Below are 26,133 nucleotides of genomic sequence, written 5' to 3'. Positions count from 1 at the left end.
CAGCAGGGGAGAGAAGGAAACCAAGTCCCATGACCCCCACCACGATCGGCGACCTGCCCCGGACCGCCCACACCGCGCCGAAAATCACCATCTACGGGCCGGCGGAGTGCCCCAACTGCGACAAGGCCAAGAGCCTGTTCGATCGGCAGCAGCCCGCGATGCAGTACACCAAAATCGACATCGAGCAGGGCGATGAAAACCACCGCCACATCACCGAAGACCTCGGATACGCCCAGGCACCCGTGATCGTCGTCAAGCTGGCCTCCGGCCGCACTGTCCACTGGGGCGGGCACCGCCAGGACATGCTCACCGCCCTCGTCCGGCTGTGCACCAAGGGCATCGTCCCGGAGGACCGGAAGGCGGCGTCCTGATGGCAGCGGCGCAGCAGCGCCTCGGCCTCAGCATCACCGCCCGGCAGGCCGACATCCTGCTCGACACGCTCGTCGACAAATCCGTCGAGACGGACCACTACCTGCTGTCCTATCCCAAGGACGAGCCCGACAAGACCGACACCTGCTGCGACGCGCACCTGGCCCGGTTCGAGCAGCGCGCACTCCAGCGCAAGGCGCTGCTCGAACGGAAATCAGAGGTACAGCACCTCATCGCGCTCATCGAGGCGATCCGGCCGGCGTTCGAGGCCTCCGGGTCCTCCCCGGTAAGCACCACGGCCGTGGACCTGTCCGGCGTGACGCTCGTCTACCGGGACACGGCAGGCAAGACGCACGAGCAGCCGCTGGCCGACATCGGATCCGCCGGGACCCTCATCGACCCCGACAGCGGAGACGACCTCGAGCTCATCGCCGCGCTGGTCGCAGCAGACCCCACCCGAACCAAAACCCAGGGAGCAACCCCATGAGCCTGCACATCGACAGCCTTGCCGACCTCATCCGCGGAGCTGTGTCCGGCGGCGACACCACCCGGGAAGACTTCGAGCGTGCGCTCGACCAGGTCTTCCCCCGGGATCAGCTCGACCCGTTTGAGGGCACCGGCAGCGAGGAGTACCTCGTCGGATGGACGATCGACCAGGATGCTGCATCGCCCGCTGAGGCCGCCAGCAAGGTCTGGCGGGAGGTCTTCCAGCGCGGACCATGGCAGCCCAGTGCTGACGAGGGCTGCGTCTTCACGATCTCTCGTGGGGGCCAGCGTGTCGAGATTGACCTCAGCGACGAACACTTCGCGCACCTTTTCAGTGACTAAAAGGAACAGCGGGAGCAGCGCGCGGCGCAGCCGCCCCGGAGTACAGGACGGAAGCCTCGCGCACAGAGCCCCGGAGGAATGGGATCCTCCGGGGCTCTGTGCCCGCACACCCCGAGAACGAAGTACCGACACACGCACGACAACTTCTAGGAGGAGCCACGGTGCACGCACAGCAGAACACCCGCCTCCCGGCCGCACCGTCATGAGCGGCGAGGACCCCGACGAGAAGTGGCGCAGGGATGCCCTGTGCGCAGAAACAGACCCCGACGCGTTTTTCCCGGAGAAGGGCGGCAACACCACCGACGCCAAGAAGGTCTGTGCCCAGTGCGGGGTGCGCGCACAGTGCCTGGATTACGCGTTGAGCGCCGACGAGCGCTTCGGCATCTGGGGCGGACTCAGCACCGCCGAACGCGACCGCCTTATCAAGACTTCACCGGTGGCACACCGTAGCGCCGCCCAGGCGCAAAAGCAGGAACGCGACACCCTCATCGTCGCGATGGCCGGCAGAGGGATCGACCCCCGGACCATCGCCGACATGGCCGAGGTCACCGACCGCACCGTCTACCGGGTGCTCGCCCGGCACAAGGAGCGGGAGGACGCCGTCTCCGCCTGAGCGCAGCACCGTCAATTGAAAGGACCGCCATGCCACTGTTCCCGCGCCGCTTCAGGCAGCAGAACATGCTGCCCGGGGACGCCTATCCCCCTGAACGGACTACAGGCGCGCCCATGCCGGCCAGGAAACGCGCCGCCATTGACCGCAAGCTCCGCCGGATGGTGAAACAGCATCGGCTCCCGGCCGAGCCGGGAGAGTACCTCGACACAACGGGCGACCGCTGGACGCTCGACGCCCAAGGCGGCTGGACCGACGCCGGCGGCGTACACCGCGACGCCCGGTACGCGCCGATCATCGCCTTGTTCGTCCACAACTCCGGCCCGTTCACGCGCATCGAGAGCTGATGGCCACCCCCGCCGCAAAAGGAGCAATCATGCACCCCCGCATCGAAGACAGCCACCTCGACCCCGGACTCCTGCCGACCGTCAATCCACAGCAGCGCACCGACACCCAGCTCGTCGAGCCGGTGCTCCGGGCCATCCACGCCGCCGTCGCGGACTGCAGCGTGACCGCCGCCCAGGTCTTCGCCGGCCGGATCCACACGCGCAAGAACGAGGAGTGCACGACAGCGTTCGGCCGGCCGCCCAGCGTCGGTCACGCATCTGACGGTGACGACTTCTACTTGCAGATCGGCGTCCGGGTGCCCTCGTACGCAGCCGCACCGGTGCTCAAAGCGATCCACGCCGTCGAGGCCATGTCGGACGCGCAGGCGCTGCGCGAGGCGCGTGCCCGGCTCGCCGAGGCCAGGGCGCGCACCGCCGCGGCACAGAGCGAAGAAGCCCGGGTCGAGGCCGAGATCGCCCGCCTCGAACCAAACAAGGAGTAGACCATGAGTGCCATCCAACCCCTGGCCGCCCGCATGCGGCCCACCTCCCTCGACCAGATCGTGGGCCAGGAGCACCTGGTCTTTCCCGGCTCGCCGCTCGAGCTGCTCGCCCAGGGCGAGGGTGCGACCTCGGTCCTGCTCTGGGGTCCGCCCGGCGTCGGCAAGACCACCATCGCCTCGGTGATCGCCCGCCAGACCAGCCGCCGCTTCGTCGAGCTCTCTGCGACCAGCGCCGGCGTAGCCGATGTCCGCAAAACGCTCGCCGGAGCCCAGAAGGCCCTCGACGACGACCTCCAGACGTTCGTGTTCATTGACGAGATCCACCGCTTCTCCAAGGCGCAGCAGGACGTCCTCCTGCCCGCCGTGGAGGCCGGGGTCATCTCGCTCATCGGCGCGACCACCGAGAACCCGAGCTTCTCGGTCAACTCGGCACTGGTCTCGCGCTCAATCCTGCTGGTCCTACGCCCTGTGGAGGACGGCGAGGTCGTGAACCTGCTCTCGCGTGCCCTAGAGGAGGACCCGGTCCTCTCAGCCACCGGGATCGGGTTCGCCGACCCCGCGCTGCAGATCATTGCAGGGCTGTCCAGCGGCGACGTCCGCCAGGCGCTGAACCGGCTGGAGACCGCTGTCGCAACTGCGCAGGCCGCAGGCAAGAGCGTCGTCGACCGCGAGGTGCTGGAGCAGGTCACCGGCGCTGCGCTGCAGCGTTACGACCGCGATGGCGACCAGCACTACGACGTCGTCAGCGCATTCATCAAGAGCATGAGAGGCAGCGACCCGGATGCGGCCCTGCACTGGCTGGCCCGGATGATCGAGGCGGGGGAGGACCCGAGGTTCATCGCACGGCGCTTGGTGGTGCACGCCTCCGAGGACGTCGGCATGGCCGACCCCTCGGTGCTGGGCATCGCAGTGGCCGCCGCCCAGGCCGTCCAGCTGATCGGTATGCCCGAGGCGCGGCTCAACCTCGCTCAGGCAACGGTCGCAATCGCCACGGCCCCCAAGTCGCCGGCCGTCATCCGCGGCATCGACCAAGCGCTGGAAGACGTCCGGCGCGGCCGGACCGGGAGCGTGCCAGTGCACCTGCGCGACGCGCACTACCCGGGCGCGAAGGGCCTCGGGCACGGAGAAGGCTACTTCTACCCTCACGACTTCGAACACGGAGTTGTCTTGCAGCAATACCTACCCGATGCCGTCCGCGGCACACAGTATTACCGTCCTACCGGCAATGGCTTCGAACAAACCATCGCCAGACGGTTGGCTGCGATCGATCAGATGACCGTGGAGGACAGGAACCCCCTCGACTAGATCGCGGACCAGAGGTAGAACCGTGGCCGCATCATCCTGGATCGTCGCTGCATGGAAAATCACCAGCAAAGTCGTCGGCTTCCACAAGACCTACGAGAGGGGATGAGCATGATCAACGACAACACTGAACGCGCGAGGCAGACCCCGGAGTCCGACAAGCCCAGGACTGTGGACGACCGACTCTCAGCAGATCTTGGTATCGACGTCGCCGCCGTCGAAGCGCAGGCACGGTTGCATCTCGACCTGCTGCGCATGCAGCGCCGCGAGCCCGGCGAACTAGGCTACGTGCTCATCGACCGGGAGTTCCATCCCCGCACAGCTGTCGTCTTCGCATCTCCCACAGAAGCCCGCAGCGCGCTGGAAGGCCACCCTTTGATCGATGCCCTCTGTGAGGAGGACAGCGTCGATGCACGGGTCCCGGATCCGGCCGTTCTCTCCGACCTCGCCTCCCGCGAAGTCATTTTGCCCTGATCGCACGGAATCGCGAAGGAATGGAAACATGACCAACACCGGTATCTTCACCCAATCAGCAACTTCAGTCCTGCAGGACGTCGAAGAGTTCTACTTCGGTGGCGCGCTTCCCTGGTACCACGGGAGCAAGCTGACAGAGGACGGCTTGCACGTGAGCATCACACTTGACGATCCAGAGTCTGATGACGAGTCCAAGACCAAGGACTACGAGCTGTCGGCCGCCCAAATCAAGGAAGCCTTTCGAAAGGCCAAGCAGAAGGGGTACCACCTCTGCTGCTCTGCCGCCATCGAGTCCGAACAGCTCGGATTCGGCTGCGTCCAAGACCTTGACATCATCCTTCAGACCGCTTGCTACGGCGAGCTGGTCTTCGGCTGACGCCGCACCGGCTCGACTTCACCAGTGGAACTACTTCCACTAGGATGCAATCTCAGAGCTACCCAGTGGACACGGACCCCAGCACAGCCGTCCTTGCTCCTTCGTGAAACCACCCTGCTCACCCTCACTTCGCCGACCTCGACCGATAGGCTCCGATCACATGAACGACCAGGAAGTGCGCCGCGGCGCAGGTATCTACAGCAAGCCGGTGCTGGGCTTCTACGACCTGCTCGTCGTGAAGTTCTCCAATTCGCTGGCCTGGCGATGCCCCAGCCAGCTCATGCTAGACCAGTACAACCGTTGCATCGGCACCCGCCATCTCGATGTCGGTCCCGGCACTGGTTGGTACCTCGCCAATGCCGACCTCCCCGAATCTGCTGAGATCACACTCATGGACCTCAACGAAAACAGCGTGGAGCACGCAGCGTCCAGACTCGCCCACACCCACGTAAGCACCAGAGGTGTGACCGCGAACGTCCTCGAACCGATCCCCGAGGCTCTCGGCCAATTCGATTCCATCGCGGCGAACTACGTCTTCCACTGCGTTCCCGGCTCCTGGGCGGACAAGGGCGTAGCTTTCAAACACCTAGGGGAGCGGCTCGCTGCTGACGGTGTGCTGTTCGGCAGTACCATCCTGGGCAGTGGCGTGAGCCACAACCTCATCGGCCGCGGCTTCATGGCCCTGTACAACCGCCTGGGCATCTTTCACAACCGCGAAGACGACGCCGCAGGACTTGAGGCTGCACTGCGGCGAAGCTTCGACCAAGTGAAGGTCGACGTCATCGGTACCGTGGCGGTGTTCAGTGCACGAAACCCGTTGCGAAACGGCGGGGCAGGTGGACTCGACTAAAAGTCGAGCCTGATGACTGCATCCCGCCCTTCAGCCCCAGACCTGACTCCGGTGGCGGTGATGCGCACATTCTGCACGGAACCGTCGACCCGGCGAAGCGCCAGACCCATCGATTGAGAACGAGCGGTATCCCTCGCCGCAGCCGCGATGAACCTGTGCAACTCACCTGAAGCGTCAATGGCAAATTCACCAAGGCCGCCGACATACCCGAAGTCTTCCCGACGCCACGATGGCGACGTCATAAGAACATCCAGCGTTGCAGAGTCGACGACGGCCATCGGTTCCTTGGCCAGGGCCATGACTCCGCGAAGCACGTCGTCCACGCGCCCCGCATTGGCGTCTTGCTCGAAGGCCATATCGTGAAAAGTCTCCGGGGCCTCGTAACTGAAGCCCTGCAGATAGATCTTGTCGTGATCGGGCTCGATCGGCGGAATCACGCCGACCAGGCGCATGTGCCGACGGTCCTGTGAAGCCGTGCCGTAACCTGTGACGATGTTGTAGGTCAGGCACCGGACCTTGCCCGTTACGCCCATCAGCCCGTCCTGGATGCCGTCGCGGATGAGGCTGTTCACGCGCATCCGGTCGGACTGGTCGATGAGCTCGCTCGCCCATTCCCCGGCTTCCCAATAGCCACTGCGCTGCTGGGCGACGCTTGTGTCGACGTCATAGATACGAAACAGGTTCCGGTCCCAGTACGTGCGCCGGCGCAGTGTTGGTTGACCGTCGGCGTCACGCTCGATCTCCCATTCCCAGCCACCGACCAGCGGTAGTTCCGGAAGCGGATCAGCCGCTTTGGCCACGCCGGCGAGGACACCGATCACCGTGGAGGTACGTGGAGAGAAGACGGGCCGTACCTCAACTGCCCACTGCTCGTCCGCATGGGGGACTGTCTCGGAAATTACATTGCCACTGCGCATCACCTGGGCGATGCGGTTCTCATCAAGTAGAAGACGCCTGGGAATTGCACGCGTGGGCTTCCGAGCGGAGACCGGACCACAGGGCTTATCGTCCACCAGAACCAGCTGCTTGCCGTCGCTTCCGCAGAAAAGGCCCCAGGAACCTACATCCAGCTGGACCTGCATGATCAAATACCGCCTGAGACCTGCACAGTGGCCCCCGACATGTAGGTATTCTCCGCGGTGTGAATGATCGCCGAAGCGACTTCATCTGCCGTCCCGAACCGACCCAGCGGGATTCCTTCCAGCATTGCCATCCGTGCCTCCTCAGCAACATCAGCCATCATGTCCGTATCAGTTGCGCCGGGAGCAACAACGTTCACCCGGATGTTCCGGGCTGCGTACTCCCTGGCCATCGATCGTGCAAACGCTTCCAATGCCCCCTTGGAGGCAGTGTAATTGCACTGGCCGACAACGCCGTACTTCACGGACATGGATGAAACCAGCACGATCGATCCGCCGCGCTGCCGCAGCATCGGCCCCAGGGCCGCCTTGCAGGCCAGCATCGGCCCGATCGCATTGACCTGCATGACCTCGCTCAGGTCCTCCTCGCTCATCCGCATGAGCAGCTTGTCGCGGGTGATCCCTGCTGCGACGACGAGCACATCCAGACCACCCAGGTCGGCGGCAGCCGCCTTGACGCCAGCTGCGATCGAATTACCGTCACGCACATCCATCTCGAGGGGGAGCACCCCCTCGGGCACGGTCCCCCCGGTACGATGCGTACCCGCCGTTCCGGTAGCCGGCGGAGAGCAGGGCTCGAGCCGTGGCCGCCCCGATCCCACGGGTTGCACCGATCACCAGGGCAGTTCTCCCCATGTCGCTCATTTTTTTCTTACCCTCCCAGGTTGTAAAGTTGTGACACGGAACTTTACTGGACTTGTACCCCTTCGTTGACAAACGACAGGCGGTGTCCGCTCTTCTCGCTATTTAGAGGAACGCTGATGCCTGCCTTCATTCCATCCGCTGCGACCGCCGATACGCCTCGGAACGGCCAGCCCCGTCACCCCCTGTTCGCCCGACTGATGCGCAAAGGCGCTGCCAAGATCGGTCCCACCAGCTGCACCCCGAAGCCCGCTCAGCTCGACCTCTTCGACTGGCCGAACGAGTTGAGCCTCGAAGCACTCGGGAAAGCCATCGCCTCAGCTTGCGGACTCGAGATCGTGATACGGCCCATCCCGGATGAGATGCGCCATCATGAGGTCAGCGGCCTCACTACTGTGATCGGACGAGTGGCCCACGTCTTCTACGACCCTGAGCTCCCGCCCCTCAACATTGAGCAGACAATCCTCCACGAGTTCGCCCATATCCTGCACGGCGACGTCCGGGCCGACACCGACTGCACCCATCTGCGCAGCATGTTCGACGATCCGGTGGAGAAGCGCGCCGAGACCACCGGCATGCGGCTGATGGATGCTCTGCACCGGAAGCGGCGGGCATCGGAAGAACGCAGCGAGGTCCTCGCCTTCCTGTCCGGATCAAACGAGGACGGTGAGATCTGATGACTGAGATCATCATTGTCGGTATCACCATGGGCCTGATCATCATCGTCTCTGCCCTGTATCAAGGACGCCGACGCCGGGTTAACCTTCTCAGGGTCACCTGTGCCGCCCTCTTCGTGGCCACGGTCTGCCGTGGCGTGGAGCCGCCCTTAGACGGACCTGCCGTCGACCTCCTCAAGCGCCTTGCCATCCTGACCGCCCAGGTATCCGTGGCGCTGCTCATCCTCACGTTCCGCGCGACTCCGCTTTCACGACGTGCAACCCGGTTCATCTACCTCTTCGCCGGGATCATCGCCCTGGGCGAGGCCGTGCTGGTGTGGTTCATCCCCGTCCATGCCGACGGCACCATCTACGACCGGGTCGACATCGACGCCGCCCTTGCCCGCGGCCAGGCCTGGGCACTGATCTCCTACAACTTCCTGTACCTCTCTGCATTCGCCGCGGCAACTGCCGTAGTTGCCGTCGGCTGTTGGCGGACCATGACGCAGAAGAACCAACCCTTCTCCGCCCGCCTTCCGGTTGCATTCGTCTTTACGGGGGCCATCGGATCTGCCCTGTTCATCGGCTCATCACTCCTGGACCTCTTTGGCAGTCCGGTCGTCGGCGGAACTGAACTGAGGACACAACTCCTCGTCACCGTTGTCAGCTTCTTCTTCCTGGGACTCGCAACAGGGGTCATCCGCCGCATCAGCATAGAAACGCAGGTGAGGCTCGCGCTCCGCCTCGCGCACGAGGTCGTCGTACCTCTGTGGCGAACGACCACCACTCTTCACCCCGACGTAAAGCTTCCGCCCGAAGACAGGCAGGGGTTCGATCAGCTGATGACGCTCTCAAGGCTCACCATCGAAACCCACGACGCGCTCAGACTCATCCGCGAGGACCACGACCCCGCACTGGAACCCCTGCACAGGCAGCACCCCGAGGATCCGCACCTGTCGGCGGGGCTGGTGCGCCATCTCAGCGGCGAGAACGCCGTTCCCAGCCTCGGGTGGTTCACACTCGCCCTGAGCCGGCTCCGCACGCTCAAGCTGAAAGACGACGAAACCCTGGCCGCCTCTGTGCAGAGCCTCTACGAAATCCGTGTTGCGATGAGTGCCATGAATGGGGCGGACGGGCGATGACCGGGAACGGGACGAATATCCGCATCCCCGCGGCCGGCGATCCTGCGACCCGGGCCGCCCGGATCCTCAGTGACGTGTTCGCGCCCGCTGTGTCCGTGTTCCTCATCTGCGTCCTCTGCGGCGTCACAGGCCACCCGCATACATGGGTTGGTCTCGGATGGGGCATCCTGATCGGCTCTTTCTGCGCAGTGATCCCGACAGCAACCATCCATGTCGCCGTGCGGCGCGAGCAGCTCACCGATCGACACGTCACCCGGCGCGATCAGCGCTGGTGGGTCTTCCTGGTTTGCGTGGCGTCTGTGCTTGGAGGCATGGCAACGGCGGTGCTGCTGGACGCACCGCGCCCGCTGCTGTGGATCCTGCCGACGATGGTCGTCGGGCTCGTCCTTGCCGGGGGAGTGACCCTCCTGGGACCAAAAGTCTCCATGCACGCGTTCTGCTTCACCTCCCTCGTCGTCCTCGCGGCGATGCGGCTCTCGCCCTGGTGGCTGCTTGCCCTCCCAACCCTGCTGCCCGTGGTCGCCTTCGCCCGGCTGAAGCTAAAGCACCACACACGCCTCGAGCTCGCACTCGGATCCGGCCTGGCGGCCGCCGTGATGCTCGGAGCCAGTGCGTACATGCCCACCGCCGGCTAGGACTGCCCGCCGCTCCGGCGCAGCGGGAAATGTGCCGATGCCACCGCATTGGAAGATCTTCCACTAGTATGAAGGTGTCGTCGCGTGCACCGTTCGCCTCGATGACTTCATGTCTGAAATCACGAGGAGGATCCAGCTCCGTGACCATCGCCCAGCGACTAGAACGCTTGTTCGCGGAGACGGCGGGACCACACGGTCGCCCCGTCACCCTGCAGGAAATCGTCCAGAGAATGGAGCAGCGCGGCATCTCCTCGATGTCGCTCAGCTACCTGCAGCAACTGCGCAAGGGGGAGGCCCACAATCCCCGCCTGCAGCACCTCCGAGCCCTGGCCGACGCCTTCGACGTCCCCCTGTCCTACTTCCTGGAGGAGAACGAGCCAGACAGCGCCACCGAGCAGGAGCTGACCCCGCAGGAGCGCACCATCGCCCTGCGTGTGCACGGGCTCAGCGACGGCGCACTGGCCAGCATCCGGGCCATTGTGGAGCTGGCGCGCAAGAGCGAACAGCTCGACGACCCGCCCAAGAGCCCTGATTCCGCTCAAGACTGATCCCGCCGCGGGGTCCCACCACCCTGCGGACGTCTTCCTCGTGCCGGCGTTTGGTATTTGAGTGGAATCTTTTCCACTCCTGTGGCAGGATGGGAACCACAGCCCGGCGATTCCGTACATCGTGATGTCCCGCCGGACTAAGGTGATCACGCCCGTGAAGGAGCATCAGATGGTCGATATGCAGCCCCCCTCCGACGAGTTCCGCGGATTCGACGAGGCCCGGTCGATCATGTGGTGCTACGAAGCCCGCTCACGCATCTATGCCCGTCTGAGCGAGACGGACTTTCTCGCCAACGACGCCGTGGCCGCCGTGCATGTCGAGAACACCTCCCGCGCCGACCGCGTCTTTCTCACCGCCTTCGACCGCTCCGGCGGGCTGCTGTTCGGCGACACGCTTTACATCGACGACCCGACACGGCGGCTCGACGTCACACCCGAGTTCGACCACGACTTCACCGATATGACCGTCGCCGCTGGCTCCGAACTTGAGGAAGCCGTCGAACGCGAGAACGGCTGGGTGGTCAACCTGGATGCCCTGCGCGACTACGACCCGTTGGAGGACCGCCGGACCACGCAGCGCGCGGTGCTCCTGGCGCACCTCGGAGACATGATGGCCAGCGGCCAGGCCCGGGGTTTCCTGTTTGACAAGCACGACGCTGCCGAGGATCCCGGTGAGGCCGACACAGACGCCGCCTGAGCGCGGCGCAGCACTTCTTCCGGCGCTCGATCGACCCCGCCCGGCTTCGGCCGAGGCGGGGTCTTTTGCTTCCCTGGGGAACCGGTGGAAAAGACCGTGGACCGGCTCACGCCGGTCCCGGGGGTCGTTCCGTGGTGGTCGCAGCCGCGCGGTGCGCGGCGCGGCCACCGTTACCGAATCGTCTGTTCTTGAGAGCCACGACCCACAGGAGTAGCCCATGACCGTCCCTCTCCGCGCAGCCCAGCTGCCCGTCAAGTACGAACGGGCCGAAGGCTCCGCCCGGCACGGCCGGACCATCTACGAAGTCGCCGGCTCCGGGCTCTACCAGGTGACTGCGGCCAGGGAAGAGTTCGCCGTCTCGACACTCACGCAGTCGGGATGGACGGAGCTGATCACGCTCGACGAAGGCGACGGGGTCTCGAACGTCCTGGAGGCCATGCAGATCTGGCTGGACATCCAGACCCCGTCGCCCCCGGCCGGCGACAGCGCCGCAGGGCAAGGCGGCGGTGCCGATGACTGACCTGACCGGAACGATTGCAAGCCTCACCGAGAAGGCCGCAGCCGCTGTCGTCACCTCCCGGGGCCTCACCCATGAGGACGGGGAATCCGCCCTCGCAGCCCTCGGCTGGGCCCAGGGCGCGGCGATCACCCACGAGGACGCGTTCCGGGCCTTCACCCGGGCCCTGATCGACGAACTCGGCGTGCCGGACCTCCTCGCCGCCAAGATCGAGCTGCTCGCCGAGTACAAGCTCGACTACCCCCAGGACTACGCGCCGGACGACGTCGCCCGCATGCAGGCCGAGCTGACGCGGCTGCGATCGCTGCAGAAGATGCTTGCAGGACCCGCCGACTGACCGTTTCCGGACACAGCAAGAGGCCTGGACTGCGCTGAAGGTCGGCGCAGTCCGGGCCCCAGGCCTGCTCTCACGCCGTGGGCGGGATGAGCAGCGAGGCCCCGGCGTAGATGAGATTCGGATCCTGGATCCGGTTCTTCTCGACCAGGGCCCCGATCGGCACTCCGGTCTCCGCCGAGATCTCCGTGAGGGTGTCACCCCACTGGATCACATACACCCGCGGCTGTGGCTTCGGCTCGGGGACCTGCGCCGGCTTGTCCTCGTCGCCCTTGCCCGACGCCGAGGTGCCCGAACCCTGGCCGTCCGCAGAGCTGCCGTTACCGGCCTTGGCCTCGAAGGCGTCCGGGACCCCGTTGCGGTCCCGGTCCGGCAAGGTCACCGTCACGGTGCCCTCCTCGTGCTGGGAAGCTGCCGCCGCATCGCTCGCCGGGCTCCGGTCAGCAGTGAGGAGCTGCGTCGCGCCCCAGCCGGCGAACAGCAGCGCGCCACCGGCCATGATCCCGGCCGCCAGCACCGGTCCACCGCCATAGCCCAGGGGCCCAAGCCGGTCCCGCCGCTGCACCGCCACCCGGGCCGGGGGAGCCGCATCAGCGACCTTCTCCTCGGGCCTGTGCATCGTATCCGTCATCCCTGTCCCTCTCTATCCAGCTCACCATTTGTGACCATTCGAGTCCTCATGCACATTCTACTCGTAGTCCAGTGCCTCTTGATAGAATAGGAGAAGGAATAGACGAGTCATAGACCAGTCCGACGGGCCGCCACGAACCACCGAATCACTCAACAGAAGGAACCCACCACCATGGCCAACTACTCCATCTCCGCCAACCAGCTCACCGAGGGCACCAGCGTCTTCATCCGCGGCAAGCTCGCCTTCGCCCGGCTGACCAGCCTCATCGAGGGTGCTGCCCTCGCCGCCAGCGACCAGCGCAAGGTCCAGAACGGCATGAGCCCCGTGGGCAAGCCGCACACCACGGCGACGATCACCGAGGCCGAGGTGCAGTTCGCCGACCCGGCGAACCCCACGGTCGAGGAGCAGTTCGTCTCCGAGCGCCGCTACACCTCGAAGAAGAACCCAGCCTCGGGCGCGAACTACTCGATCGACTCCAAGGGCACGAACCTGCCGATCATCGCGATCCCGTCCGAGAAGGGTGATGGCACCTACGACCAGGACACCTCCGGCCAGGAGCTGGCACAGGGACTGGACGTGACGCTCGTGCTCCGCGTCTACAAGCCGAAGAACTTCGCCAACCGCGGCCTGTCGCTCGACCAGGTGATTGTGCACGAGACCCCGCGCTACTACAACGCCGGCGGCGTCGCCAGCGGGGAGCTCGCGGCCCGCGGCATCGTCTTCAACGCCCCGCCCCGCGCGGTCCAGGCCCAGCCGGGCTCGGGCTCCGCCGTCGGCAACGGCGAGGAGCCGGTCGCCACCGAGGTCGAGGACGGCTTGTCCTTCCCGGCCCCGCAGCCCGCCGTCGCGGCTTCAGTCGCGGCTCCGGTCCCCGCCCAGGCCCACGCGCAGGTCCTGACCGAACCGGTCGCGGTGACTCCGCAGGCGGCCCCTGCCGTGGCTCCGGTTGCCGCCCCGGTCCCCGCGGTGCAGCCGCAGCAGGAGACGCCCGAGCAGAAGCTCGCCCGCCTCGAGCGTGAGAACGCCGAGTTGAAGAACGCGGGTTCGGCCGTGGGTGCTCCCGCCGGCCAGGGCCCGTGGGGCGGCTCCGGCGATGCCCAGCAGGCCGGAATCACCTACCAGGGCTGATCCAAGGCCGATCCGACCGACCGAACCCCCAGACGAGACCCCCGTGCAGGCATCCATGCCGTACGGGGGTCTCGTCTTTCAGGGCCGGAGTGCAACCCGGCCCTGTTTTCATCCGCTCCCGACAAGAAGGCATTGATGTGACCGCCGTCGATCCCCGCGCGATCTTCCCCAGCTTCTATGACAACCCCGCGATTCGCGCCCTGGCGACCGCCTGCCGCTGGACCATCTCCGGCCGGCTCGGCGAGCTCGACGACGAGGACTCCGGCCGCAAGGCACCGATCGATGTGCGGCACCTGCTCGACGGCTGCAATCCGGGCTGCCGCCACGCAGGCCCCCTGCGCGGAGCTTTCGCCCTGGACGCGACCTGCCTGCTCACTCTCGACCAGCTGGCCGCCACACTGCCGAACGCGGCGAACGCTGCCTTCTACCTGCAGGCCCCCTCCGACGGTCTGATCGTGATCGACGTCGAGCCCGGTTGCCCGCCGGACGTGGCCGCAGACATCCTGCGCCTGCCCGGAATCCTGTACTCGGAGCTGTCGATGTCGGGCCGGGGCTTCCACCTGGTCGCCCCGCTGCCTGCCAACCTCCACGACTTCCCGATCGCCGCTGACAAGCGCGTCCTGCGCGAGGAGCACGGCTGGTACGAGGTCCTCCTGGACCATTGGTGCACGTTCACCCGCAACCCGGTGCCGCAGCGGATCGTCGAACACGTTGCGGCGCGACCAGCCTCCGACCGGTTCTCTTCGGTGGCGGACCTGTATGCAGACCTCGCCGCCAAGGCCAAGCCAAGCATCAGCATCCCCTCGACCGCCGTCGGCACGGACGGCGAAATGCCCGACATCCCGTACGCCGAGGCCATCGTCGAGCAGACACTCGCCGGCTCCCGCGACCGGCTGAAGACGCCCGAGGACTTCGACAACGACCGCTCCCGCTGGGAGTTCTCCGTCCTGGGTGTCCTCTACACCGGCATGCAGCTGCCGTTGCGCACCTACCGGTCCTTCGGCGCGCAGTTCTCCTCCGGTGACGAGGCCTGGCTGCTGTACAAGACCTCGCTGGCGGTGATCGAGCCTCGGCCCAAGCACGCCCAGATGCGCAACGGCAGGCCGTTCCTGCTGGACCGTGCCGCTGCCCTGGTGGCGGCACGGGAAGCCTCCGCCGAGGCGGGGTGAACCTTTGGGGGTTGCCCATCGGTTTGGCGGTGGAACAAGGACTGGATCGGGCGGAGCCCGATCGGGGATGGGGAGGCGGTGGGCTTCTGAGCCCGACCGCCCCCGTCACCGGGCCTTGTGGCCCTGCTTCCGACATGTCCCGTACGGCGCTCAGCCCTGCCGTGGGTCCGTCTCCCGTCTCACCTGCTCACAGCTCACCCACGACCAGAAAGACATTCCCATGAAGTTCAACGACACCCTGACGACTCTGATCCAGCAGTCCCTCGAGGTCGGGGCCACGCCCGCGCTCATGGGCGAGCCCGGTATCGGCAAGTCCTCCTTCGTCGAGGCTCTCGCCTACTCGATGGGCACCAAAGCCTTCGTCCTGCCCTGCAACCAGCTCGCCGACAAGGCCGACCTCACCGGCGCGCGCCTGGTGCCCTACGAGAAGACCGACGGGACACAGTCCTACAAGCAGGTCTTTTACCCGCACCAGGTCATTCAGGAGTGCATCGACTACGCGCTGGAGAACCCGCGCGAGTGGCCGATCCTCTTCCTCGACGAGATCAACCGCACGACCTCGGACGTGACCTCCGGCGCGCTCACCCTGGTGACCCTGCGGCGCATGGGCCACATCGAACTGCCGGAGAACGTGCGCCTCATCGTGGCGGGCAACGACAAGGGTAACGTCACGACTCTCGACGAGGCCTCGCTGTCGCGCTTCGCGATCTTCCACGTCGAGCCCGATGCGACGACCCTCATGTCCGTCCTCGGTGACGCGCTCAACCCCTGGGTGAAGAAAGTCCTCACCCAGCACCCCGGACTCATCTTCCAGAAGTCGACGCCGAACTCCATCGTGGCCGACGGCCGCGATGACGACGATGACGACGGCAACGTCACCATGGCCGAGCTGTTCGACGGCGGCGAGGAGATGAACCAGCTCACCACGCCGCGCACCATCGACCACCTCTCCCGGTGGCTGAACCGCGTCGACCGCCAGGAGCTGGCAAGCCACCTGGCGACCCCGGTCCAGATCGGCGGCCGCGACACCTCGCTGCTCAACGAGGCGATCGAGGCCTTCACCGGCGACACCATGTTCACCACCCAGCTCGTGGCGGTCATCGCCGAAGACCTCGCATCGAACTCGGGCGGCCCGGCACACAACCGAGTCAACGTGCCAAAGCCGAACTGCTACGCGACCCTCAAGTCCGCGGGCACGGTCACCGACCTCGCCGCGCAGATCTCGGGCCTGACCCAGAACGAGGTCTCCGGCTCGCTGCTCTACGCGATGAAGGAGAAGGATGACAACTCGCGCCTCATCGAGCAGCTGGCGCAGGCCGCCGTCCAGATTGAGCCGGAGCACACGCGCACCCTGTTCGAGCTGGTGACCACCGGGCAGTTCGACCGGCAGAACCTGGAGGCCTTCCTCGAGGTCGACTCGCCGATCGTGGCCGCGGTCAAGCCGTCCCTGTCGGCCTTCCTCTGAGCCGACCCGGCACCGGGCGGCGGGGGACGCCACCGGCTCCGTTCCGGAGCGTCCCCCGCCATCCCACGACACCCGTCGCCTCAGACCGCATTAGGAGACCACGATGACGATCACCGTCACGAACCAGAAGCCGGCGGTGCTCGACGCCCTGCACACGATCTCGTGCACGGGCGACTACGACCCCATGCCGGCCATCCAGAAGGTCCTGGTCGACCCGCTGCTGGAGCCGCTGAACCCCAGCGCTCCGGCGAGCATCGTCGACGGCTCGGGCCACGACATCACCGGCGACGTCCTGGACATCGTCATGCGCTGCCTCGGCGAGACGATGGACCCGGCCGCCGAGAAGAACGCCAAGGCGCTGCTCGGGCAGACCATGGTCAGCTATGACCAGGGCACGCCCCTGCCGGTGGGCGAACTGTTCGCTGTCCAGGCCGGGCAGCAGAACAAGTGGCCCGCGCCGTCAGCCCGGGTCCTTTACTCAGCCCAGAACGATGTCATCCCCGCGGCCAAGGGCCTGCTCGCAGGCTCCGCCGACGAGAGCGCCTTCTTCGCCTCCGTCGCCTACACCTACCACCCGAATACCCTCGGGTTCTGGTTCCAGTCCTCTGCCGCGTTCGACGGCTTCAAGATCTGGCTGAACCAGCAGGTGCAGACGATGGCCGGCGCGAACGCGATGCCGGCGGACACCCTCCGGCTGCTGAACGACTTCGCGAACCTCTCGCTCAAGGGGCTGACCGAATCGCTGCTGCTGCGCAAGGACGACTCCGACGGCAACGACGAGTTCTCTTTCGCCCGGCTGGTCATCCGCATGCTGATGACTTACGTCGACCAGCAGCGCAAGGCCGCCTCAACAGGCGCGGCCGCCCTCGACACCGGCATCATGCCGTTTACCGTCGGGGAGCTGTTCTGCCCGCGGTCGCTGGTCCTGGTCAACGTCGAGGCCCACGCCCGCGCCACCGCCGCAAAGGTAACGGGGGAGTGGAACCTCATCAACCAGTCCCTCGCCTCACCCGTGAAAGTCGTCTCCAACGCCGCGCTGTCCAAGCTGACCTCGCTCCCGCGAGCAGCTGCCAGGGCCGCTGCCATGGGCGCACGGCAGCAGCCGGGACAGCCGGGCTCGCGCTCGGCCCAGGTGAAGTTCCGCAAGGCCCCGCCCACGAAGCTGGACCTGTTCAAGGACATCACCCGGGTGCTCAAGCGCATGGGCAAGGTCAACAAGTCCCAGAACGTCTACCGGACGACGAAGACGACCTTCCTCAAGGCCAACCGCCGCAACCCGGACGACTTCAACAAGCCGGGCCGGATCACCTCGGTGCAGTACATGCCCGACCTGCACGTCTTCATCGACACCTCCGGGTCGATCTCCGAGGAGAACTACCAGGAGGCGGTGCTGATGCTCATCCGGATCGCCAAGAAGCTCAACGTCAACCTGTACTTCAACTCCTTCAGCCACATGCTCTCCCAGGAGACGCTGCTGAAGGTCGAGAACAAGTCGACGCGGCAGATCTGGCAGGAGTTCCGGAAGGTGCCCAAGGTCACCGGCGGCACCGAGTTCAAGCAGGTGTGGGACTACATCAACGCCTCCCCGGTGCGCAAGCGCCGGCTGTCGCTGATGATCACCGACTTCGAGTGGTCTCCGCCCTCGAGACGCGAGGAGCACCCGCCGAACCTCTACTACGCCCCGTGCTCGGCCATGGACTGGAAGTACATGGTCCGTTCCGCCGAGGCGTACGCGAACGGCATGCAGCACATCGACCCGAGCATCCGGCAGAAGCTGCTGGGCATGGTCCTCTGATCCTGCTCCCGGCCACAGGGGAGACGCCGACCGGCCGAACCGGCCGGCGTCTCCTCCTCCCTCAGACCTACCCGTAACCCTGCCGGGCATCCCGGCGCGCCCACCCAGCGCGCCGCCCGGCGAACCCCACCGAAGGAGGGACCCGCGATGGGCCTCAACAACTTCACGTCGGGCTCCGACGACGACACGAACAGCGGCGGCACGCCTCCGAGCTTCCCGCCCATGGGCGGCATCCCCAGCCAGGGCGGCCAGTCCGACGACGCCGTCAAGGAGCTCCTCGTCGACTACAACGAGAAGTTCAAGAACGCCGACCCGACGATGTTCCGCGACGCGCTCATCGAGCAGGTCCTCTCCGTCCTGATCAGCCGGAACAAGCCGAACGTGCTCCTGAAGGGCTCCGCCGGCGTTGGTAAGACCCGGATCGTCGAGGACATCGCCCGCCGGATCGCCCTGGGCGACACCCTCATCCCCGACCAGCTCAAGGGCTTCACCGTCTACGAGCTGCCCATCACCAACCTCGTCGCCGGCTCCGGCATCGTCGGGCAGCTGGAGGAGAAGGTCCAGGCCGTCATCGACTTCGCCTCAGACCCCAAGAACAAGGTCATCCTGTTCATGGACGAGATCCACCAAATCACCGGTGGATCCACCTCCCACACCGACTCGGTGCTGCGAAAGGTCTCGCAGGTGCTCAAACCTGCCCTGGCCCGCGGCGACATGCGCGTCATCGGTGCCACCACCTCCACGGAGTCCCGGGCCTTCGACGACGACCCTGCCTTCGCGCGGCGCTTCACCCCGCTCATCGTCGACGAACTGACCGTCGAGCAAACCCTCACGGTGCTCGGCAGTGTCCGTCCGGGCCTGGTGGCGCACTACCGCCACCAGATCGCGGTTTCCGACGATGTCCTGGCGGAGACGGTCCGGATCGCGGAGGAGAACTCCCGTGCCGGGCAGCACCGCCCCGACAGCGCCATCACGCTGCTGGACCGGGCGATGGCCGACCGTGTGCTGGAGCAGAAGAAGCTCATCGTCCAGGCCGAGGCAGCCGGAGACACGGCACTCGTGAACACCCTGCGGTCGATCCCGCAGGTACCGCTGACTACCAAACGCGTCCTGGACGTGGCCAAGCGTCTGATGACCGGAAACGCCCAGCGTCCGGATTTCGACGTCGCAACCCTCCGGGCGACCCTGCTGGGCCGCCTGCGCGGACAGGACGACGTGCTCGAGAAGCTCGTGGACCGCCTGGCCCGCAAGGAGCTGGACCTGTTCCCGACGTCGACCCCGACAACCTGGATGCTCGCCGGAGCCTCGGGCGTGGGCAAGACCGAGACCGCGAAGATCATTGCGGAGCAGATGACCGGCACCGAGCCGATCATTCTGAACATGACGGAGTTCCACACTCCCTCGGACACCGCGAAGATCGTCGGGGCACCTCCCGGCTACGTGGGCTCGGACTCCAACCGCGAGCTGCCGTTCGACACGCTCGAGTCCAACCCCCACCGGGTGATCCTGCTCGACGAGTTCGAGAAGGCGGACAAAGCCGTGCAGCGGCTATTCCTCTCGGCCTTCGACGAGGGCTACATCCGCAACGCCCACGGCAAGGTGCTGGACTTCTCCAAGGCGCTGGTGATCTGCACGACCAACGCCGCGCGGGAAGCCCTGAACCGCAAGCCGGTCGGCTTCGGCTCGGCCCCGCCGGCGGTCTCCCACCGGTCCCTGACCAAGGAGCTGGCTCAGTTCTTCGACGCAGAGCTGCTCGGGCGGTTCTCACTCGTCGTGGGTTTCAACCCGGTCGACGAGCAGGCCTACCGGGAAATCCTCGCGGCGGAGTACAGCCGCCAGCGCGAACGGATCCTGGACGCCAGGCCCCGCCTGGGCCAGACGCTGCCCGCGTCGATCCCCGACGACGAGCTGCGTGCCGTCGCCGAGGAAACCTACGTCGACTCCCAGGGTGCGCGTCCGGCCGGCAAGGCCGTGCGCGTGTGGATCGAGGACCGGCTGCTCGCCGCCCAGGCTGCGTCGGCTGCGTCGACTGCGTTCATCCCACCCGCAGCCGCCGTCTCCGACGAGCCGGAGCCGCTGGCCGTCGATTGATCCGGCACCACACTGCGTTCGAGCGCCCCTGTCCCGGATACCTGGGGTGGGGGCGCTCGTGCGTGCGCGCACCGCGTTCGAACACAGGAAGAAGGACGTCACTGCCATGACCACCACGACCACCACCGCCGTCGGCACAGTCCGTTCGGCACAGCCCGAAGACAGGAGCGAGCAGATCTGCGGCGACGCACTGCTGCTGGTCTCCGCCCACTCGGCGGACGCGGCCGACTGCCGTGATCTCGCACTCATGCTCGGCCTTGTCGAGGTGGACCCCTCCGGGTCCGTCACCAAGGCCAATCCCTGGAACGCCGACTGAAGGTGCTTCCCGCCGGGCCTACCCAAGAGGTGAGCCTGCGATTGACCGCCGCGCGCATGGGTAGTGCGCGGTGTCCGGGTCCGCGGGGCTGACGCCGCCGCGCCCGGATTCAGGGGCCTCACGGCCCCTGACGGGTGGGTTGAGAGGAGCGCGGGAGGGCTCGTCGCCAGAGGCGAGCCCTCCCGCTCTCATGCCCGCGCCCGTGACCCAAGCGCTCGTCTACGAGCATTCGACTGACCATTCGTCTCCTGTGAGCATGGTCTATGCGGCTTCCATTCGACAAACCCTCTCGACCCGCCTACTGATTCGTTCGAAGAAAGACGACACCATGCCTATTCTGCTTGACGACATCGACCTTTCCGCAGCCGCCGTCGCTGCCCAGAAGACCGTCGACCCGAAGTTCTTCTCCTCGCGCCTGACCGGGTCCGGCAAGAAGACCGGCCTGCTCAATGAGAGCCTGCGGCCGATCAACACTGCGACCAACACCGCCTACGCGGTTGACCGCGACATCGAGGTCAAGCAGAGCTCGACCCACCACGACATCACCACCGCGCTGGTGCCGCTGGCCCCGATCACGCGCCGCTCCCTGCTCTCGGGCGGGTCGTTCACGCTGCCGGTACCGCATGTCGATGACCGCTTCGAGCTCGACATCGCCACGCCGACCAACTCCTGGGACGTGCACTTCGACATGACCCCCCAGGCCCTGACCGTGTACGAGGACAAGTCCGGCGACAAGATCCGCCGTGACCTGGTGATCCAGTACCGCCTGGAGCTCTACTTCCTCAAGCAGGGCTTGGCCGAGCCCGAGCGTGCCGTATCGGTATCCCGCTCCATCGGCTACGGTAACCACGACGCGGCGGTGTTCCTGCAGTGGGACACCAGCCCCGCAGAGAATGCCCGCGACGTCATCGAGGATGTGCTCTCGGCCGCAGGGTTGAGTGCCACCAACCTCGACAAGCTCGCCGACTGGATGGACGAGTACCCGATCTACGAGCGCATCACGCGCCTGGCCCAGATCTGGGACTCCGAGGCCATCTCGGACACCGTCTGCCAGTACGTGCAGGACATGCCGGCCAGCCCCACCGAGGAGCAGCTGAACATGCTCGCGGTGCAGCTGCGCTACCTGGAGAACTACAACGTCCCGCTGGAGGCCTACCGCCGGATCCACCAGCAGCTGGACACCACGTTCTCCGCGCCGATCGCGGCGAAGCTGTCCAAGCAGAACCTCAGCCTGCTGATGAACCACACCCTCGACCACCTGGAGCGCATGAAGGGCCAGCTCATCACGCCGCCCCAGCCGGCCACGGCCCCGGTCTTCCCGCCGCACCTGTCCAAGCAGCAGCTCGACGCGCTCAGCACGCACGAGCCGCTCGTGATGACGCAGGCAGGCGCGGGCACAGGCAAGTCGACCGTGATCCTCGAGCGCATCAAGTACCTCGAGACCTGCGGGGTGCCCGCCAGCGACATCACCGTCCTGTCGTTCACCAACGCCGCGGCCGACAACATCACGGAGAAGAACCCGAACGTCGGCTCGATGACGATCGCCAAGATGATCATCGACATCTATTCGATGAACCACCCGACCCACAAGGTCTCGGCCATCGACACGATCATCAACTCGATCGACATCTTCTACCCGAACAGCCAGTTCGCGGCGACGTTCCGACACCGCCTGCTGGAGGTCGACCAGAACAAGACCGGCGCGTTCACGGCCCTGAACACCTTCGTCGAGAACCACTTCGACGAGGTGATCGCGCTGCTCGACCGCATCGAGCAGACCTCGCTGGAGCTGCAGATCATCATCTGCTACCAGAAGATCGATGACATGTCCGAGCCTGCCCACGTGCAGAGCAAGTACCTGATCATCGACGAGGTCCAGGACAACTCGGTCTTCGAGTTCATCTACGTGCTGAAGTACATCACCAAGCACGCCCAGTCGCTGTTCATCGTCGGCGACGCCAGCCAGACGCTGTACGAGTTCCGCTCGGCCAACCCGAGGGCGCTCAACACGCTGGAGGGCTCGGGGGTCTTCGCGACCTTCCGGCTCACGACGAATTACCGGAGCAACCAGGAGATTCTCGACTTCGCGAACGTCGTGCTTGGCGGTCTGGAGACCAACCAGTTCGCCAACATCCAGCTGCAGGCCAACTCGCTGGCGGTGCCCACGGTCGACTCCTTCCAGGAGAAGGTCACCCTCAACTACCACGAGGTGGCCCGCCTGACCGGCTTCATCGCCAAAGACCTGCAGCCGCTCGTGCGCAACACGGTGATCCCGGAGTACGTTCAAGCCTGCCTGGACCGCGGCGAGCAGGTGGCCTTCCTGGCCTACGCCCGCCGTGAGGTGGCGCTGATCCAGGAAGTGCTCGAGAAGGCCTACCCGAATAAGCACGTGGCCTCGCTCGTCAGCGACCGCGTCTACGCCACGGACATCTTCTCGAAGTACATCAAGTTCTTCTGGAACGACGTCCTGCAGGTGCAGCCGGCCAACGCCTCGTTCGTGGTCTCCCAGGGGATCAAGGACAACATGGGCAAGCTGACGAAGAATGCCGGAAACGTCAACGTCGAGAAGGCAATCCTGCGCACCATCTCCGAGTGGTGGGTCGAGAACAGCGCCGCGATCAACGGCTGGGTGGCCCTGTGCAACCAGGGCAGCCTGCCTGCGAACGTGTTCTTCGACCGGCTCCGCGACAACCTCCTGTCCTTCGAGATCACGCGCAACCAGCAGAAGCTGAACGTGAACAAGCAGAAGAACCAGGAGCGCAAGCGGAAGAACCTCGAGTCCAAGGCCGACCTCGTCGTCTCGACGATCCACGGTGCCAAAGGCCTCGAGTTCGACAACGTCGTCGTCCTCTACAAGGAGGACGCGAAGATGACCCAGGACACCAAGCGGATGTTCTACGTCGCGTTCACGCGCGCCATGAAGAGCCAGTACGTGCTCTCCTACGGCACGGCGAAGAACCCGCCGATCCAGAGCAGCTACGAACAGATCGTCAACGCCCTCACCGAGCGTGACGAGAAGAACGCGCAGCGCGCTGCGGGCATCGACCCGACCCTTCTGGTCGACGACGAGGACGCCGGTACCGCCGGCGACCAGCAGCAGGTCGCAGAAGCCGTCTGACCGACGGCACCGGCGCGGGCGCTCCACCTCCACGAGAGGTCGGAGCGCCCGCGCCTCCTGCTTCCCATCCTATAAACACAGCCAATGCAGCTTCGAAGGAGCACGCCATGACCGCCACTGGAATCCAGGCCGGCTCAGAGGAGCTCGTGCCGGGCCCCGACAGTGCCTACGACCTGGTCATCTGCCACGACGACCGGATCGTCTTCCACAACCACTACCCCTCGCCAGCATTCCGGCTGCGCATGTGCGCGCAGCTGCTGACCGCCTCGGACGTCGTCCTGGGCGCAATCGACGCCTCCGCCGCGAACGAAGTGCACGAGCTGTACCAGTCCAGCTCCGGGCAGTGGGAGAGCGCCCCGGACAGCGTGGTCAACGCCATCGCCAAGCTCTGCCGCCGATGGGGCGTCCAGGTCTACGTGAGCACAACCCGCAAGAAGACCGAGGTTCCCGCCGCGCTCTATTCGGTGATCACCGAGTACGGCCCCGGACAGACCATCGCCGAGCACTTCACCTCCAGAGAGGCCCGCCGGGCCAGCCTCATCGAGCGTGCCGACATGTTCTTCAGCTCCCGCGGCAGCATCCCCGAGCGGGTGCTGGCCGACGAGCAGCGCCTCGCCGCGCTCGTGGGTGCGTTCCTCATGCCCGCCACCGTGCTCCTCACCGAGGCCGTGCTCGACGAGGCCGACGGCCACTACAAGCCCTCCGGCCGGCCACTGCCGATCCTCTGAGCACCGCCCGAGCGGACGGCCCCGACCACAACCCTGACCAGCAGACCCGGAAGGGACCCGCCATGTCCGCACCTGACACCGTCAAGCCCGAGAACCCGTACGCCCGTACGTACGCCGACTTTCTCGCCCAGACCCGGGAGCACGTCCTCGTCGTTCTGCACGACGAGGATCTCTACCGCCACTTCAGGATCCAGGCCCCAGGGACCCGCATGTGGTCCTGGGACGTCACCACCTGGCCCGGCCACCTGGCCACCAGCGGCGACATCGCCGACGGCTACATGTTCACCCGAGAACCAGACATGATCGGGTTCTTCGCGTCGGCCGGCAAGAGCGAGGGCTACTACTCCGACGGTGCGCCAAGCATCGACTTCCGCTACTGGGCCGAGAAGCTCTGCGGCGGCCGCTCCCGCGAAGTAAAGCAGTACGACCCGGATCTCTTCATCCAGCTGGTGCGGGAGCACCTCGAAGAAAGCGAGGGACTCGGCACCGAGGCCCAGGAGGTCCACCATCAGCAGTTGGCGCTGCTGGCGCGCCTGCACGAACTGCGCGGCCTTGACGGGGACGCACAGTTGGCGCTCTTCGAGGCCCACTGGACCGCCCAGGAGCACCGAGCGGCCACCGACACCGTGCTGAACCACGAGCGCCGGAACGCGGCCGCTGCGGCGCGTGCTGCCCTCTGGAGCACCGACGGCATCCCCGACGAGAAGTTCGACCGGCTCACAGAGGAACACAACTGGATGGAGATCGCCGACATCGAGGTCCCACGACATTCCCCTGCCGAGCGGCGCATGGAAATCATCGAAGACGCCCGCTGGCACGCCGACAGCGAGTCGGAGGCCCACAAATGGCTGGCTGAGCACGAGGACACCGTCGGCTCCGACACCTGGGAGTGGGACCTGCGCGACTGGGACATCCACTTCCTGTTCACCTGCTACTGCGTCGACCTGGCTGTGCGCCTCTACCGCGAGCACGCCGCCGCGAAGACACAGCAATCCGCCGCCTGAGCCGACCCCACCCACATCCCGACCCAAGGAGAACCCATGAGCGCCGATATGCTCACCGCGGCCATCGCCGTCCCGGCCAACCGCACCAAGCCGATCGACTTCGAACGCGGCCGCCTGATGGTCGAGGAGACCGCGGACCCTGAATCGTTCCGGTTCGACGACCCCGAGTCCCAGCTCGAGGAGCTGGTCGAGGACTTCGACCCCGACATGCACCTGGACGCCGAGGGCGAGCCGACCCCGGAGGTCATCAAGCGCGTCGGCCGCAGGATCATCGACGAGCTCGAAGAGGTGCTGGACTCCAGCGAGACGGACACCATCGAGGTCGCCGGCTACCGGCTGTACCTCTCCGGCGGACTCTCCTCGGGCGATTCCCCCACCGACGCCGCCGACGCGATCTGGCACGCCCACCACCTGCCGGTGACCGTCCTGCTTGCCATGGGATTCATCCCCGACTGCCGCAGGCCGCTGTCCCGGACCAACGGCAACCCCGGACCTGTGACCGACACCGACATCGTCGACGCCAATGCCCTCGGCCTCGGCACCAAGCCGGAGTGGTCCGGTGCCGACGAACTGGAGTGGATCGCCAACGCGATCGGCTCCGTCCGGCCGCACCCGGGAGACCGGGACCCTGCCGAGTACCACGCGGAGTTCACGGAGCAGCACGGCTTCGATCCGGTCGACGACAACTTTCTCATCGGCTATGTCAGCCAGTACGACAACCAGGAAGGCGGGGACTGACC

The 26,133-nt window shown here is 66.0% G+C and carries 30 protein-coding genes; 27 read left to right on the top strand and 3 right to left on the bottom strand.

What is annotated here, in order from left to right; translation table 11 throughout:
• Positions 1 to 29 precede the first annotated feature (29 nt).
• From FB478_RS04385 to FB478_RS04340, 10 genes are all read left to right on the top strand, one after another.
• A complete protein-coding gene (locus FB478_RS04385) occupies positions 30 to 371 on the top strand; it encodes a glutaredoxin family protein (protein WP_056387525.1) in 342 nt (113 codons plus the stop codon).
• The gene (locus FB478_RS04380) at positions 371 to 856 is read left to right on the top strand and encodes a hypothetical protein (RefSeq protein ID WP_056387522.1); all 486 of its coding nucleotides are present in this window, start codon (positions 371 to 373) and stop codon (positions 854 to 856) included. The genes FB478_RS04385 and FB478_RS04380 overlap by 1 nt, the downstream gene beginning before the upstream one ends.
• Complete coding sequence (locus FB478_RS04375; RefSeq protein WP_056387519.1) at positions 853 to 1,197, top strand: hypothetical protein; 345 nt, start codon at positions 853 to 855, stop codon at positions 1,195 to 1,197. The genes FB478_RS04380 and FB478_RS04375 overlap by 4 nt, the downstream gene beginning before the upstream one ends.
• Positions 1,198 to 1,399: 202 nt before the next feature.
• The gene (locus FB478_RS21465) at positions 1,400 to 1,810 is read left to right on the top strand and encodes a WhiB family transcriptional regulator (RefSeq protein WP_142133561.1); all 411 of its coding nucleotides are present in this window, start codon (positions 1,400 to 1,402) and stop codon (positions 1,808 to 1,810) included.
• Positions 1,811 to 1,839: 29 nt separating this feature from the next.
• Positions 1,840 to 2,154 (top strand): hypothetical protein, encoded by a 315-nt coding sequence (locus FB478_RS04365; protein ID WP_056387516.1) that lies wholly within the window; start codon positions 1,840 to 1,842, stop codon positions 2,152 to 2,154.
• Positions 2,155 to 2,183: 29 nt separating this feature from the next.
• Complete coding sequence (locus FB478_RS04360; RefSeq protein WP_056387513.1) at positions 2,184 to 2,636, top strand: hypothetical protein; 453 nt, start codon at positions 2,184 to 2,186, stop codon at positions 2,634 to 2,636.
• Between the two features lie 3 nt (positions 2,637 to 2,639).
• Positions 2,640 to 3,941, top strand: coding sequence for a replication-associated recombination protein A (locus tag FB478_RS04355; protein WP_056387510.1), 1,302 nt, complete (start codon positions 2,640 to 2,642; stop codon positions 3,939 to 3,941).
• A gap of 108 nt (positions 3,942 to 4,049) precedes the next feature.
• The gene (locus tag FB478_RS04350) at positions 4,050 to 4,412 is read left to right on the top strand and encodes a hypothetical protein (RefSeq protein ID WP_056387508.1); all 363 of its coding nucleotides are present in this window, start codon (positions 4,050 to 4,052) and stop codon (positions 4,410 to 4,412) included.
• 28 nt (positions 4,413 to 4,440) lie between these two features.
• Positions 4,441 to 4,788: a hypothetical protein gene (locus tag FB478_RS04345; protein WP_056387504.1), complete on the top strand. Its 348-nt coding sequence runs from the start codon at positions 4,441 to 4,443 to the stop codon at positions 4,786 to 4,788.
• A 160-nt stretch (positions 4,789 to 4,948) separates the two neighbouring features.
• Positions 4,949 to 5,638, top strand: coding sequence for a bifunctional 2-polyprenyl-6-hydroxyphenol methylase/3-demethylubiquinol 3-O-methyltransferase UbiG (locus tag FB478_RS04340; RefSeq protein ID WP_056387501.1), 690 nt, complete (start codon positions 4,949 to 4,951; stop codon positions 5,636 to 5,638).
• Here FB478_RS04340 and FB478_RS04335 read toward each other — a convergent pair.
• Both FB478_RS04335 and FB478_RS04330 read right to left on the bottom strand, forming a co-directional pair.
• On the bottom strand, positions 5,635 to 6,720 hold the full coding sequence (locus FB478_RS04335) for a hypothetical protein (RefSeq protein ID WP_056387497.1): 1,086 nt from the start codon (positions 6,718 to 6,720) through the stop codon (positions 5,635 to 5,637). The two genes, FB478_RS04340 and FB478_RS04335, sit on opposite strands and share 4 nt — an antisense overlap.
• A 2-nt stretch (positions 6,721 to 6,722) precedes the next feature.
• Positions 6,723 to 7,298 carry an SDR family oxidoreductase gene (locus tag FB478_RS04330; RefSeq protein ID WP_144599825.1) on the bottom strand — a complete coding sequence of 192 codons (576 nt, stop codon included), beginning with the start codon at positions 7,296 to 7,298 and terminating at the stop codon, positions 6,723 to 6,725.
• A 321-nt stretch (positions 7,299 to 7,619) separates the two neighbouring features.
• Between FB478_RS04330 and FB478_RS04325 the strand changes: the two genes are divergently transcribed.
• The 7 genes from FB478_RS04325 (at position 7,620) to FB478_RS04295 (ending at position 11,951) form a co-directional block, all read left to right on the top strand.
• Positions 7,620 to 8,096 carry a hypothetical protein gene (locus tag FB478_RS04325; RefSeq protein ID WP_144599824.1) on the top strand — a complete coding sequence of 159 codons (477 nt, stop codon included), beginning with the start codon at positions 7,620 to 7,622 and terminating at the stop codon, positions 8,094 to 8,096.
• The gene (locus FB478_RS04320) at positions 8,096 to 9,217 is read left to right on the top strand and encodes a hypothetical protein (RefSeq protein WP_056387487.1); all 1,122 of its coding nucleotides are present in this window, start codon (positions 8,096 to 8,098) and stop codon (positions 9,215 to 9,217) included. The genes FB478_RS04325 and FB478_RS04320 overlap by 1 nt, the downstream gene beginning before the upstream one ends.
• The gene (locus FB478_RS04315) at positions 9,214 to 9,852 is read left to right on the top strand and encodes a hypothetical protein (RefSeq protein WP_144599823.1); all 639 of its coding nucleotides are present in this window, start codon (positions 9,214 to 9,216) and stop codon (positions 9,850 to 9,852) included. Before FB478_RS04320 ends, FB478_RS04315 begins: the two co-directional genes overlap by 4 nt.
• A gap of 140 nt (positions 9,853 to 9,992) precedes the next feature.
• Complete coding sequence (locus FB478_RS04310; protein ID WP_142938874.1) at positions 9,993 to 10,400, top strand: hypothetical protein; 408 nt, start codon at positions 9,993 to 9,995, stop codon at positions 10,398 to 10,400.
• A 169-nt stretch (positions 10,401 to 10,569) separates the two neighbouring features.
• Positions 10,570 to 11,097, top strand: coding sequence for a hypothetical protein (locus FB478_RS04305; protein ID WP_056387479.1), 528 nt, complete (start codon positions 10,570 to 10,572; stop codon positions 11,095 to 11,097).
• A gap of 217 nt (positions 11,098 to 11,314) precedes the next feature.
• Complete coding sequence (locus tag FB478_RS04300; RefSeq protein ID WP_056387475.1) at positions 11,315 to 11,617, top strand: hypothetical protein; 303 nt, start codon at positions 11,315 to 11,317, stop codon at positions 11,615 to 11,617.
• Positions 11,610 to 11,951, top strand: coding sequence for a hypothetical protein (locus FB478_RS04295; RefSeq protein ID WP_144599822.1), 342 nt, complete (start codon positions 11,610 to 11,612; stop codon positions 11,949 to 11,951). The genes FB478_RS04300 and FB478_RS04295 overlap by 8 nt, the downstream gene beginning before the upstream one ends.
• Positions 11,952 to 12,021: 70 nt before the next feature.
• Here the strand turns inward: FB478_RS04295 and FB478_RS04290 are convergent, their stop codons facing one another.
• A complete protein-coding gene (locus FB478_RS04290; RefSeq protein WP_056387469.1) occupies positions 12,022 to 12,579 on the bottom strand; it encodes a LysM peptidoglycan-binding domain-containing protein in 558 nt (185 codons plus the stop codon).
• 171 nt (positions 12,580 to 12,750) lie between these two features.
• Here FB478_RS04290 and FB478_RS04285 point away from each other — a divergent pair, with 171 nt between their 5' ends.
• From FB478_RS04285 to FB478_RS04240, 10 genes are all read left to right on the top strand, one after another.
• Positions 12,751 to 13,707, top strand: a complete 957-nt coding sequence (locus tag FB478_RS04285; protein ID WP_056387467.1) for a hypothetical protein — start codon at positions 12,751 to 12,753, stop codon at positions 13,705 to 13,707.
• Positions 13,708 to 13,844: 137 nt separating this feature from the next.
• Entirely contained in the window at positions 13,845 to 14,876 is a 1,032-nt protein-coding gene (locus FB478_RS04280) for a hypothetical protein (RefSeq protein WP_056387464.1), read from the top strand.
• Between the two features lie 220 nt (positions 14,877 to 15,096).
• On the top strand, positions 15,097 to 16,341 hold the full coding sequence (locus FB478_RS04275; RefSeq protein ID WP_056387461.1) for an AAA family ATPase: 1,245 nt from the start codon (positions 15,097 to 15,099) through the stop codon (positions 16,339 to 16,341).
• A 103-nt stretch (positions 16,342 to 16,444) separates the two neighbouring features.
• The gene (locus FB478_RS04270; RefSeq protein ID WP_056387459.1) at positions 16,445 to 18,136 is read left to right on the top strand and encodes a hypothetical protein; all 1,692 of its coding nucleotides are present in this window, start codon (positions 16,445 to 16,447) and stop codon (positions 18,134 to 18,136) included.
• Positions 18,137 to 18,283: 147 nt separating this feature from the next.
• A complete protein-coding gene (locus tag FB478_RS04265; RefSeq protein WP_144599821.1) occupies positions 18,284 to 20,227 on the top strand; it encodes an AAA family ATPase in 1,944 nt (647 codons plus the stop codon).
• A 106-nt stretch (positions 20,228 to 20,333) separates the two neighbouring features.
• Positions 20,334 to 20,543 carry a hypothetical protein gene (locus tag FB478_RS04260; protein ID WP_142133563.1) on the top strand — a complete coding sequence of 70 codons (210 nt, stop codon included), beginning with the start codon at positions 20,334 to 20,336 and terminating at the stop codon, positions 20,541 to 20,543.
• Between the two features lie 328 nt (positions 20,544 to 20,871).
• Positions 20,872 to 23,661, top strand: coding sequence for an AAA family ATPase (locus FB478_RS04255; RefSeq protein WP_056387452.1), 2,790 nt, complete (start codon positions 20,872 to 20,874; stop codon positions 23,659 to 23,661).
• A gap of 107 nt (positions 23,662 to 23,768) precedes the next feature.
• The gene (locus FB478_RS04250) at positions 23,769 to 24,389 is read left to right on the top strand and encodes a hypothetical protein (protein WP_056387450.1); all 621 of its coding nucleotides are present in this window, start codon (positions 23,769 to 23,771) and stop codon (positions 24,387 to 24,389) included.
• A 62-nt stretch (positions 24,390 to 24,451) separates the two neighbouring features.
• Positions 24,452 to 25,393 carry a hypothetical protein gene (locus tag FB478_RS04245; RefSeq protein WP_056387446.1) on the top strand — a complete coding sequence of 314 codons (942 nt, stop codon included), beginning with the start codon at positions 24,452 to 24,454 and terminating at the stop codon, positions 25,391 to 25,393.
• A 36-nt stretch (positions 25,394 to 25,429) separates the two neighbouring features.
• Complete coding sequence (locus FB478_RS04240) at positions 25,430 to 26,131, top strand: hypothetical protein (protein ID WP_056387443.1); 702 nt, start codon at positions 25,430 to 25,432, stop codon at positions 26,129 to 26,131.
• Positions 26,132 to 26,133 lie beyond the last annotated feature (2 nt).

It is taken from the genome of Arthrobacter sp. AG367 (assembly GCF_007828995.1).
GTDB lineage: Bacteria > Actinomycetota > Actinomycetes > Actinomycetales > Micrococcaceae > Arthrobacter.
This window is presented reverse-complemented; position numbering and strand designations above follow the sequence as displayed.

What these genes read in the sequence shown, in the direction of transcription:
- FB478_RS04385 (WP_056387525.1), top strand. Translation starts at nt 30, where the DNA reads ATGACCCCCACCACGATCGGCGACCTGCCCCGGACCGCCCACACCGCG.
- FB478_RS04380 (WP_056387522.1), top strand. Translation starts at nt 371, where the DNA reads ATGGCAGCGGCGCAGCAGCGCCTCGGCCTCAGCATCACCGCCCGGCAG.
- FB478_RS04375 (WP_056387519.1), top strand. Translation starts at nt 853, where the DNA reads ATGAGCCTGCACATCGACAGCCTTGCCGACCTCATCCGCGGAGCTGTG.
- FB478_RS21465 (WP_142133561.1), top strand. Translation starts at nt 1,400, where the DNA reads ATGAGCGGCGAGGACCCCGACGAGAAGTGGCGCAGGGATGCCCTGTGC.
- FB478_RS04365 (WP_056387516.1), top strand. Translation starts at nt 1,840, where the DNA reads ATGCCACTGTTCCCGCGCCGCTTCAGGCAGCAGAACATGCTGCCCGGG.
- FB478_RS04360 (WP_056387513.1), top strand. Translation starts at nt 2,184, where the DNA reads ATGCACCCCCGCATCGAAGACAGCCACCTCGACCCCGGACTCCTGCCG.
- FB478_RS04355 (WP_056387510.1), top strand. Translation starts at nt 2,640, where the DNA reads ATGAGTGCCATCCAACCCCTGGCCGCCCGCATGCGGCCCACCTCCCTC.
- FB478_RS04350 (WP_056387508.1), top strand. Translation starts at nt 4,050, where the DNA reads ATGATCAACGACAACACTGAACGCGCGAGGCAGACCCCGGAGTCCGAC.
- FB478_RS04345 (WP_056387504.1), top strand. Translation starts at nt 4,441, where the DNA reads ATGACCAACACCGGTATCTTCACCCAATCAGCAACTTCAGTCCTGCAG.
- FB478_RS04340 (WP_056387501.1), top strand. Translation starts at nt 4,949, where the DNA reads ATGAACGACCAGGAAGTGCGCCGCGGCGCAGGTATCTACAGCAAGCCG.
- FB478_RS04335 (WP_056387497.1), bottom strand. Translation starts at nt 6,720, where the DNA reads ATGCAGGTCCAGCTGGATGTAGGTTCCTGGGGCCTTTTCTGCGGAAGC.
- FB478_RS04325 (WP_144599824.1), top strand. Translation starts at nt 7,620, where the DNA reads ATGCGCAAAGGCGCTGCCAAGATCGGTCCCACCAGCTGCACCCCGAAG.
- FB478_RS04320 (WP_056387487.1), top strand. Translation starts at nt 8,096, where the DNA reads ATGACTGAGATCATCATTGTCGGTATCACCATGGGCCTGATCATCATC.
- FB478_RS04315 (WP_144599823.1), top strand. Translation starts at nt 9,214, where the DNA reads ATGACCGGGAACGGGACGAATATCCGCATCCCCGCGGCCGGCGATCCT.
- FB478_RS04305 (WP_056387479.1), top strand. Translation starts at nt 10,570, where the DNA reads ATGGTCGATATGCAGCCCCCCTCCGACGAGTTCCGCGGATTCGACGAG.
- FB478_RS04300 (WP_056387475.1), top strand. Translation starts at nt 11,315, where the DNA reads ATGACCGTCCCTCTCCGCGCAGCCCAGCTGCCCGTCAAGTACGAACGG.
- FB478_RS04295 (WP_144599822.1), top strand. Translation starts at nt 11,610, where the DNA reads ATGACTGACCTGACCGGAACGATTGCAAGCCTCACCGAGAAGGCCGCA.
- FB478_RS04290 (WP_056387469.1), bottom strand. Translation starts at nt 12,579, where the DNA reads ATGACGGATACGATGCACAGGCCCGAGGAGAAGGTCGCTGATGCGGCT.
- FB478_RS04285 (WP_056387467.1), top strand. Translation starts at nt 12,751, where the DNA reads ATGGCCAACTACTCCATCTCCGCCAACCAGCTCACCGAGGGCACCAGC.
- FB478_RS04275 (WP_056387461.1), top strand. Translation starts at nt 15,097, where the DNA reads ATGAAGTTCAACGACACCCTGACGACTCTGATCCAGCAGTCCCTCGAG.
- FB478_RS04270 (WP_056387459.1), top strand. Translation starts at nt 16,445, where the DNA reads ATGACGATCACCGTCACGAACCAGAAGCCGGCGGTGCTCGACGCCCTG.
- FB478_RS04265 (WP_144599821.1), top strand. Translation starts at nt 18,284, where the DNA reads ATGGGCCTCAACAACTTCACGTCGGGCTCCGACGACGACACGAACAGC.
- FB478_RS04260 (WP_142133563.1), top strand. Translation starts at nt 20,334, where the DNA reads ATGACCACCACGACCACCACCGCCGTCGGCACAGTCCGTTCGGCACAG.
- FB478_RS04255 (WP_056387452.1), top strand. Translation starts at nt 20,872, where the DNA reads ATGCCTATTCTGCTTGACGACATCGACCTTTCCGCAGCCGCCGTCGCT.
- FB478_RS04250 (WP_056387450.1), top strand. Translation starts at nt 23,769, where the DNA reads ATGACCGCCACTGGAATCCAGGCCGGCTCAGAGGAGCTCGTGCCGGGC.
- FB478_RS04245 (WP_056387446.1), top strand. Translation starts at nt 24,452, where the DNA reads ATGTCCGCACCTGACACCGTCAAGCCCGAGAACCCGTACGCCCGTACG.
- FB478_RS04240 (WP_056387443.1), top strand. Translation starts at nt 25,430, where the DNA reads ATGAGCGCCGATATGCTCACCGCGGCCATCGCCGTCCCGGCCAACCGC.